We start from the raw sequence: 7,380 nt of genomic DNA on the forward strand, positions 1-7,380 counted from the left end.
TCATCAATCTCGTCTCCGGGCAGGTTTCGATCCGGCACGGACTGAAAGGCCCGAACCATGCCGTCGTCACGGCCTGTTCGACCGGCGCGCACGCCATTGGCGATGCTGCCCGGTTGATCATGTGGGGCGATGCCGACGTGATGGTCGCCGGTGGCGCCGAAGCGCCGGTGACGCGGCTGTCGATCGCCGGCTTTGCCGCATGCCGGGCACTGTCGACGGAACGCAATGATTCGCCGCAAACGGCGTCGCGACCCTATGATCGCGACCGCGACGGCTTCGTTATGGGCGAGGGCGCCGGCGTTGTCGTGCTCGAGGAGCTCGAACATGCCAGGGCGCGCGGCGCCAAGATCTATGCCGAGGTGACGGGTTACGGTCTCACCGGCGACGCGCATCACATCACCGCGCCCGCCGAGGATGGCGATGGCGCCTTCCGTTGCATGACGGCGGCACTGAACCGGGCCAAGTTGACGCCGGCCGATGTCGACTACATCAACGCGCACGGCACCTCGACCATGGCCGACACGATCGAGCTCGGCGCGGTCGAGCGGCTTGTCGGCAATGCCGCATCGAAGATTTCGATGTCGTCGACCAAGTCGTCGATCGGCCATCTGCTTGGGGCGGCGGGTGCCGCCGAAGCGATCTTCTCGATCCTTGCCATCAGGGACAATGTCGCGCCGCCGACCATCAACCTCGACAACCCGGAACGCGAAACCGCGATCGACCTGGTGCCGAACAAGCCGCGTGCCCGCCAGATCGACGTTGCGCTGTCCAATTCCTTCGGCTTTGGCGGGACCAACGCGTCGCTGGTCTTCCAGCGCTACAATGGCTGATCGTCCGGCTGCCGGGCGGCGCTTCGGCGTGCCGTCAATTTTGCCATATTCGCCCCTACTCTGCCGCTGGGGATTCGTTGGGCGATCAAACGGTAGGGCGAAATGAACACAAATCCGGCAGGCAACGGAGAATTCGGGCAACGGCCGCCGACATCCGGCCCGATCGTGCCGAAAACGGCCAGCGAAGCGTTGCGGCCGGAGGCTGGCACGCCGCCGCCGAAGCGCTCGCGGGCGTCACGCAGCCAGGTCGTCGTGTTCATGAACTTCGTCATCTCCTCGGTGATGCTGGTGGTTCTGGCGGCCGGCGTCGCGGTCTATTTCGGCAAGCAGGAATTCACCGAACCCGGACCTTCGGCCAATGGCGACACCTTCCTGGTCAAGCCGAGCACCGGCGTCCAGGATATCGCCGACCAGCTCGAACGCCGCGGGTTGATCAGCGACGCCCGGGTATTCCGCCTTGGCGTGCGGGCCTTCGGCAATGATTCCGCGCTGAAAGCCGGCGAGTACGAGATCAAGCCCAGGGCATCCATGCGCGATATCATGGAGCTTCTGAAGAGCGGCAAGTCGGTGATGTATTCGCTGACCATTCCTGAAGGACTGACGGTCGACCAGGCATTGCAGCGCATCGCCGAGGAGAATGCCTTGAGCGGCGACATGCCGGCAACCACGCCGCCGGAGGGCAGCCTCGCCACCGACACGCTGCGCTTCACGCGCGGAGCGACACGCCAGCAGATGGTCGACAAGCTGCTGGCGGATCAGAAGAAGCTGGTCGACGATGTCTGGCAGCGGCGCGCGCCTGACCTGCCGCTGGCCAACGTCGAGGAGTTCGTCACGCTGGCCTCGATCGTCGAGAAGGAGACGGGCAAGGGTGACGAGCGTTCGCGAGTTGCCGCCGTCTTCCTGAACCGGCTTGCCAAGGGCATGCGCCTGCAATCCGATCCGACCATCATCTACGGGCTGTTCGGCGGCAAGGGAAAGCCGGCGGATCGGCCGATCTACCAGTCGGACATCCAGAAACAGACGCCCTACAACACCTATGTGATCAATGGCTTGCCGCCGACGCCGATCGCCAATCCGGGTCGTGCAGCGCTGGAGGCGGTGGCCAATCCGTCGAAGACCGCCGACCTCTATTTCGTTGCCGACGGCACCGGCGGGCACGTCTTTGCCGCGACGCTGGACGAGCACAACGAGAACGTCGCCCGCTATCGCGCGTTGCTGAAGAAGCAGGCCGATGATGCCGCCAAAGCCGCCAAGACGACTGGCACCGGCGACAGCAATGCCGTCGAACCCGCTGGCAGTGGGCCGGCTGACGGTGCCGACGACAGCGGCGGTGACGCGGGCGCTGCCCAGTAAATGAAGAAAGGCGTTGCCCGGCAGGCAACGCCCTGACATTTGGAAGAGCGCCGCGCGTCCGGTTTCGACGCGCCTGCGGCGCAGTCTTTTTCAAGCCGCACTCGCTCTGTCCGGAAAGCCGGTTCAGGGCGATGTGCAAGGGACGTGTGGGCGATATGAATTTGCAGAGCATGACCGGTTTTGCACGTGCCGTCGCCGAGCACGAAGGCACCTCGATCGCCTGGGAGGTCAAGTCCGTAAACGGCAAGAGCGTCGAGGTACGGCTGCGGCTGCCGCAAGGCTTCGAGCGGTTGGAACCTGCTGTCCGGCAAATACTTCAGAAACGTTTTGCACGCGGCAATTTCCAGGCGACGCTGACCATCGGCCGTGCCGTTGGCGCGCAGGCGCAGCCGGTCGTCAACGAAGCCTTCCTGAAGGACCTTGCTGGGCTCGCCAAACGGCTGCAGGAGCAATTCGGCGTTGCTGCGGCGACGTCGGATGGATTGCTTTCGCTGCGCGGCGTGCTCGACATTCCTGAAACCGTCGAAACCGAGGAGGCGAGGGCCGCGCTCGATGCCGCGATCATGGCCGCGCTCGAAGTGGCCTTGAACGGGCTCGAACAGGCACGGCAGGGCGAAGGAGCCGCGCTGGCTTTGCTGTTGTCGGGTCATATCGACACGATCGAGGCGCTGACGCTGCGGGCAGAAGTGGATCCATCCCGCGAGACCGCGGTGATCCGCGAACGCATCGCCGAGCAGGTCAGGCTGCTGATGGACGCTTCCGCCAATCTGGATGCCACCCGACTGCATATGGAGGCGGCGTTCCTGGCCACCAAGGCCGATATTCGCGAAGAGATCGACCGGCTGAAAACGCATGTCGCATCCGGCCGGGCACTGCTGGTGGGCGGCGGCGCGGTCGGTCGCAAGCTCGATTTTCTGGCACAGGAATTTAACCGCGAATCGAATACGCTGTGTTCCAAATCGAATGCCGCAGCCATCACCGCGATCGGCCTGGACCTGAAGGCGGTGGTCGACCAGTTTCGTGAACAGATCCAGAATCTGGAGTAGCCGATGGTTGCCAAGGATTTGGGGTCCCGCATACGCCGCCGGGGCCTGATGCTCGTCCTGTCGTCGCCGTCCGGCGCCGGCAAGTCGACGATCGCGCGCAATCTTCTGGAAAGCGATTCCAGCCTCGAACTGTCGGTCTCGGTCACCACCAGGCCGCGCCGTGGAAGCGAGATCGAAGGCGTCCACTATCATTTTCGGACGATGCGCGAATTCGAGCGGCTTCGTGATTCCGACGCGCTGCTGGAGTGGGCCGAGGTGCATGGCAATTGCTATGCGACGCCGCGCGAACCGGCCGAACTGGCGCTGTCCGAGGGGCGCGACATGCTGTTCGACATCGACTGGCAAGGCGCCCAGCAGCTCAAGGAGAAGATGCGCGCCGACATTGTCTCGATCTTCATCCTGCCGCCATCGATGAAGGAGTTGAAGGCGCGGCTGAAACGTCGCGCTGAAGACCAGGAGGCGGTGATCGAGACGCGGCTGAAAAACGCCCGCAACGAGATCGAGCACTGGAAGGAATATGATTTCGTCATCGTCAATGATGACCTTGACCGCGCCTTCGCCGAAGTGCGCGGCATCGTCGTCGCCGAGCGGCTAAGACGCGACCGCCGGCCAGGCCTGTTCGATTTCGTCTCTGGACTGTTGGACGAGAAGACGGGCTGAGACCTCTTCCTTCGCCCCGTTCACGGGGAGAAGGTGGCCCGAAGGGCCGGATGAGGGGCGGTGCTGGCATTTCAAGGTTCGTGCTGCCCCCTCATCTGCCTGCCGGCATCTTCTCCCCGTAAACGGGGAGAAGAGAGCTACACGGCATTGGTCAGCCGCACGAATTCCTCGACGCTGAGCGTCTCGGCGCGGCGTGTCGGATCGATGCCGGCGCGTTCGAGCAGGGCCTCGCCGCCGAGGCTTTTCACGCTCTGCCGCAGCATCTTGCGACGTTGGCCGAAAGCGGCTTCTGTGACGCGGCCGAGTTTCTTCACCTCGGCGGGCAGGGGCGTCGGGCGCGGCACCAGATGCACCACCGAGGAGGTGACCTTTGGCGGCGGCGTGAATGCCTGTGGCGGTACGTCGAAGGCGATCCTCGCCTCCGTCCGCCAGCCGGCAAGAACCCCCAGCCGGCCATAGCTGTCGCTGCCGGCAGGCGCGACGATGCGCTCGGCCACCTCGCGCTGGAACATCAAAGTCATCGAGGTGTAGAAAGGCGGCCAGTCGCTGACCGCCAACCAGCGCACCAGCAGCTCCGTGCCGATATTGTAGGGCAGGTTGGCCACGATCTTGACCGGGCCGCCATTGCCGGCCGCTCGACTGGCAAGGCCTGTGAAATCCGTCTTCAGCGCATCGCCGGAAACAACCTCCAGCCGGCCGGGATAGTGGTCGGACACTTCGGCAAGAGCAGCCAGGCAACGTTCGTCACGCTCGATGGCGATGACGTGACGCGCGCCGTTGGAAAGCAGGGCGCGGGTCAGCCCGCCGGGACCGGGACCGACCTCGATCACGGTTGCATCGGACAAGTCGCCGGCGGTGCGCGCGATCTTGCCGGTGAGATTGAGGTCGAGCAGGAAATTCTGGCCGAGCGCCTTCTTTGCCTGCAGCCCATGACGCTCGATCACCTCGCGCAGCGGCGGCAGCCCGTCGATGCTCATGCCCGAGATCTCATACCGCAACCGCCTTCGTGTTCGTGTCGGCCAGCCGCCGGGCAAGCTTCAGCGCCGCTATCAGGCTGTCGGGCCGCGCCACACCCTTGCCGGCGATGTCGAAGGCCGTGCCGTGGTCGGGCGAGGTGCGGATGAAGGGTAGGCCGAGCGTGACATTGACCGCCTCGTCGAAAGCCAGCGCCTTGGCCGGGATCAGCGCCTGGTCGTGATACATGCAAAGGGCCGCGTCGTAGCCCGCCCGCGCCCGGACATGGAACAACGTGTCGGCCGGCAAAGGGCCGAAAGCGTCGATGCCATCGGCACGCAGGATGTCGACCGCCGGGCGCACGATCCGCTCGTCCTCGAGGCCCATGGCGCCGCCTTCGCCGGCATGCGGGTTGAGCCCGGCAATCGCCAGCCGTGGCTTGGCGATGCCGAAGCGGCCGGTAAGGTCGGCGGCGGTGATGAGCGCGGTGGCGACGATCAGCTCGGTGGTCAGTGCCTTCGGCACCTCGGCCAGCGCGATGTGGATGGTGACGGGAACGGTGCGCAGGTCGGGTCCTGCCAGCATCATTACCGGCATCGCCTCGACGCCGCTGTGCCGGGCCGCCAGATGCGCCAGATACTCGGTGTGGCCGGGGAAGCGAAAGCCGGCGTCGTAGAGCGGCTTCTTGGCGATGGGGCAGGTGACCACGGCCGAGGCTTCGCCGGCAAGGCAATCGGCGACGGCGCGGTCGATGGCCTCGATGGTGGCAGCCGCATTGGCCGGATCCGGCCGGCCGGGGCTGTCGATGCAGCGGGCAGTCAGTGGAACGATCGGCAAGGCGCGGGCAAAGACCTGCGCCGCTTGCGCTGATGTCGTTTCGACGACCGGCAGCGAAATGCCGAGCAGGCGCGCCCGGGAGGCGATCAGCGCCGGATCGGCGAGCAGGTAGAAGGGGGGCAGGGCGGCAGCTTCGCGCGCCATAAAGGCGGCGATGGCGATCTCCGGCCCAATGCCGGACGGATCGCCGGCGCTCAACGCGAGCGCAGTCACTGCGTTGCTCACGTCAGCGCTTGACGATGCGGGCTTTTGCCTTCAGCTCGTCGACATATTTCTTGCTGAGCGCGTCGGCATCCTTGTCGCCGCCGGAGCCTTCGGCCTGAAACGCCATCTGGGCGACCTTGTCGTCGGACACTTCGCGCGACGAGCAGATGCCGATGAATTCGACGCCGCGTTCGGTTTCGCGCGTGGCGGTGGCACCGCCGACTTTGGTCGCCTTGATCTGCTCGGCCCAGTCCGGCGGCAGCTGCGGCGCCAGCACCCGGCCCAGATCCCGAACGGTGACGTCGATCAGGCCCTTGGCGAATTCGCGCGTCGTGTTGCAGCCGTTGAAGCGGGTGCGCATGGCGTCGGCCTCGCGCTTGCGTTTGCCCAGCGTGGCGCTGCGTTCAGCCGCCGGAACCACGAAGATGACCTGCTGCAGCATGTATTCGGTGGCGCTCGGTTTGGCGCCGCCTTTTTCGAGCATCTTTCTCACGAGATCCTGCTCGCTGACGGCACCGGTGCCGTCGCCAGAACGGTAGCGCGCGCTCAAAGCCTGGTTCCAGGCCATCTGGGCGCGGATGAATTCCTTGAAGTGGCTCTTGGTGACGCCTGACTTCTCCATGACGCCGTCAAGCTGGCTGAGCTGCATCTTGTTGCTCGAGGCAAAGCGCTGATACGCCGCCTCGACTTGTGCGTCGCTGATGCGGATGCCAAGCCGCTTGGCCTCGGCCATACGCAGCGTCTGGTCGATCATTTCCTGGCCGGCATCGCCCTTCTTGCGCTGCAGCTTCAGGAAGGCGGCGCGATGGGCTATGTCGCCGGTGGTGACCGGAATGTTGTTGACGACGTATTTGATCTCGCTGGCGAAAGCCGGCGGCGTCATTGCAGTGATCGACACGGACGTCGCCGCCACGAGCAACGCGAAACCTGCTGAAAAGAGGTATTTCCTCATCGTTGGTATCCCAATTCTATCCCGGTCCCGCCCAATTTCATCTTTCCAGGTGCGCGAAATCCGTGCCAGCCCTATGCGGCGAAACGATGTCGCCGATTGTTACTGGATCGTGTCGATGGCACTGGTCGACGAGCCGAATTCGCCGAGGGTGCGGAACGACAGATTGAAGCCGATGGTCTGCGACACCTCCCTGGTGTTCAGATCGCGCGACTGCGAGTAGGTCATCAGATAAGTGAAGCAGGAATCGTTGTAGGCGAAGCCGACACCGTCCTTGACCAGCAGGCTTTGCTGCAGGTCGTAGGTTCCTGTGCCGAAAACGCGCCAGTTTTCGGCCAGATGCGTGGATGCACCAAGTGTGACTTCGTGGCGGTCGGTGGTGAAGCCGTACAGTGGCTGGGCCTGGATGAAGGCGTATTTGGCGCTCAGCGACACAGGCAGGCCGGAATAGGCGGCCTTCACCTCGGCGCGGCGAACCTCGAAGCTCTGTTCGTCGAAACGGCCGCTGACCGAGGCCGCGAAGCCGTTGGGGCTGTTGATGCCGAAC

7 protein-coding genes and 1 pseudogene are annotated in these 7,380 nt (G+C 64.6%); 4 read left to right on the plus strand and 4 right to left on the minus strand.

Annotated features, from left to right (window positions below; all coding sequences use genetic code 11):
- The 4 genes from EOB59_RS12340 to gmk form a co-directional block, all read left to right on the plus strand.
- The coding region (locus EOB59_RS12340; protein ID WP_245486603.1) for a beta-ketoacyl-ACP synthase II at window positions 1-830 on the plus strand (830 nt) is incomplete at its 5' end.
- Window positions 831-932: 102 nt separating this feature from the next.
- Window positions 933-2,183 (plus strand): endolytic transglycosylase MltG, encoded by a 1,251-nt coding sequence (gene mltG / locus EOB59_RS12345; RefSeq protein ID WP_127398565.1) that lies wholly within the window; start codon window positions 933-935, stop codon window positions 2,181-2,183.
- A 155-nt stretch (window positions 2,184-2,338) separates the two neighbouring features.
- Entirely contained in the window at window positions 2,339-3,229 is an 891-nt protein-coding gene (locus tag EOB59_RS12350) for a YicC/YloC family endoribonuclease (protein ID WP_013532513.1), read from the plus strand.
- A 3-nt stretch (window positions 3,230-3,232) separates the two neighbouring features.
- Complete coding sequence (gene gmk, locus EOB59_RS12355; RefSeq protein ID WP_013532512.1) at window positions 3,233-3,889, plus strand: guanylate kinase; 657 nt, start codon at window positions 3,233-3,235, stop codon at window positions 3,887-3,889.
- Window positions 3,890-4,026: 137 nt separating this feature from the next.
- Here gmk and rsmA read toward each other — a convergent pair whose 3' ends face one another.
- From rsmA to EOB59_RS36205, 4 genes and pseudogenes are all read right to left on the minus strand, one after another.
- Complete coding sequence (gene rsmA, locus EOB59_RS12360) at window positions 4,027-4,866, minus strand: 16S rRNA (adenine(1518)-N(6)/adenine(1519)-N(6))-dimethyltransferase RsmA (RefSeq protein WP_127398481.1); 840 nt, start codon at window positions 4,864-4,866, stop codon at window positions 4,027-4,029.
- Window positions 4,867-4,876: 10 nt separating this feature from the next.
- Complete coding sequence (pdxA, locus tag EOB59_RS12365; protein WP_127398483.1) at window positions 4,877-5,905, minus strand: 4-hydroxythreonine-4-phosphate dehydrogenase PdxA; 1,029 nt, start codon at window positions 5,903-5,905, stop codon at window positions 4,877-4,879.
- A 1-nt stretch (window position 5,906) separates the two neighbouring features.
- A complete protein-coding gene (locus EOB59_RS12370) occupies window positions 5,907-6,836 on the minus strand; it encodes a peptidylprolyl isomerase (protein ID WP_127268604.1) in 930 nt (309 codons plus the stop codon).
- 99 nt (window positions 6,837-6,935) lie between these two features.
- Window positions 6,936-7,380: pseudogene (locus EOB59_RS36205) on the minus strand (LPS-assembly protein LptD); the annotation flags it as partial.

It is taken from the genome of Mesorhizobium sp. M7A.F.Ca.MR.176.00.0.0 (assembly GCF_004023165.1).
GTDB lineage: Bacteria > Pseudomonadota > Alphaproteobacteria > Rhizobiales > Rhizobiaceae > Mesorhizobium.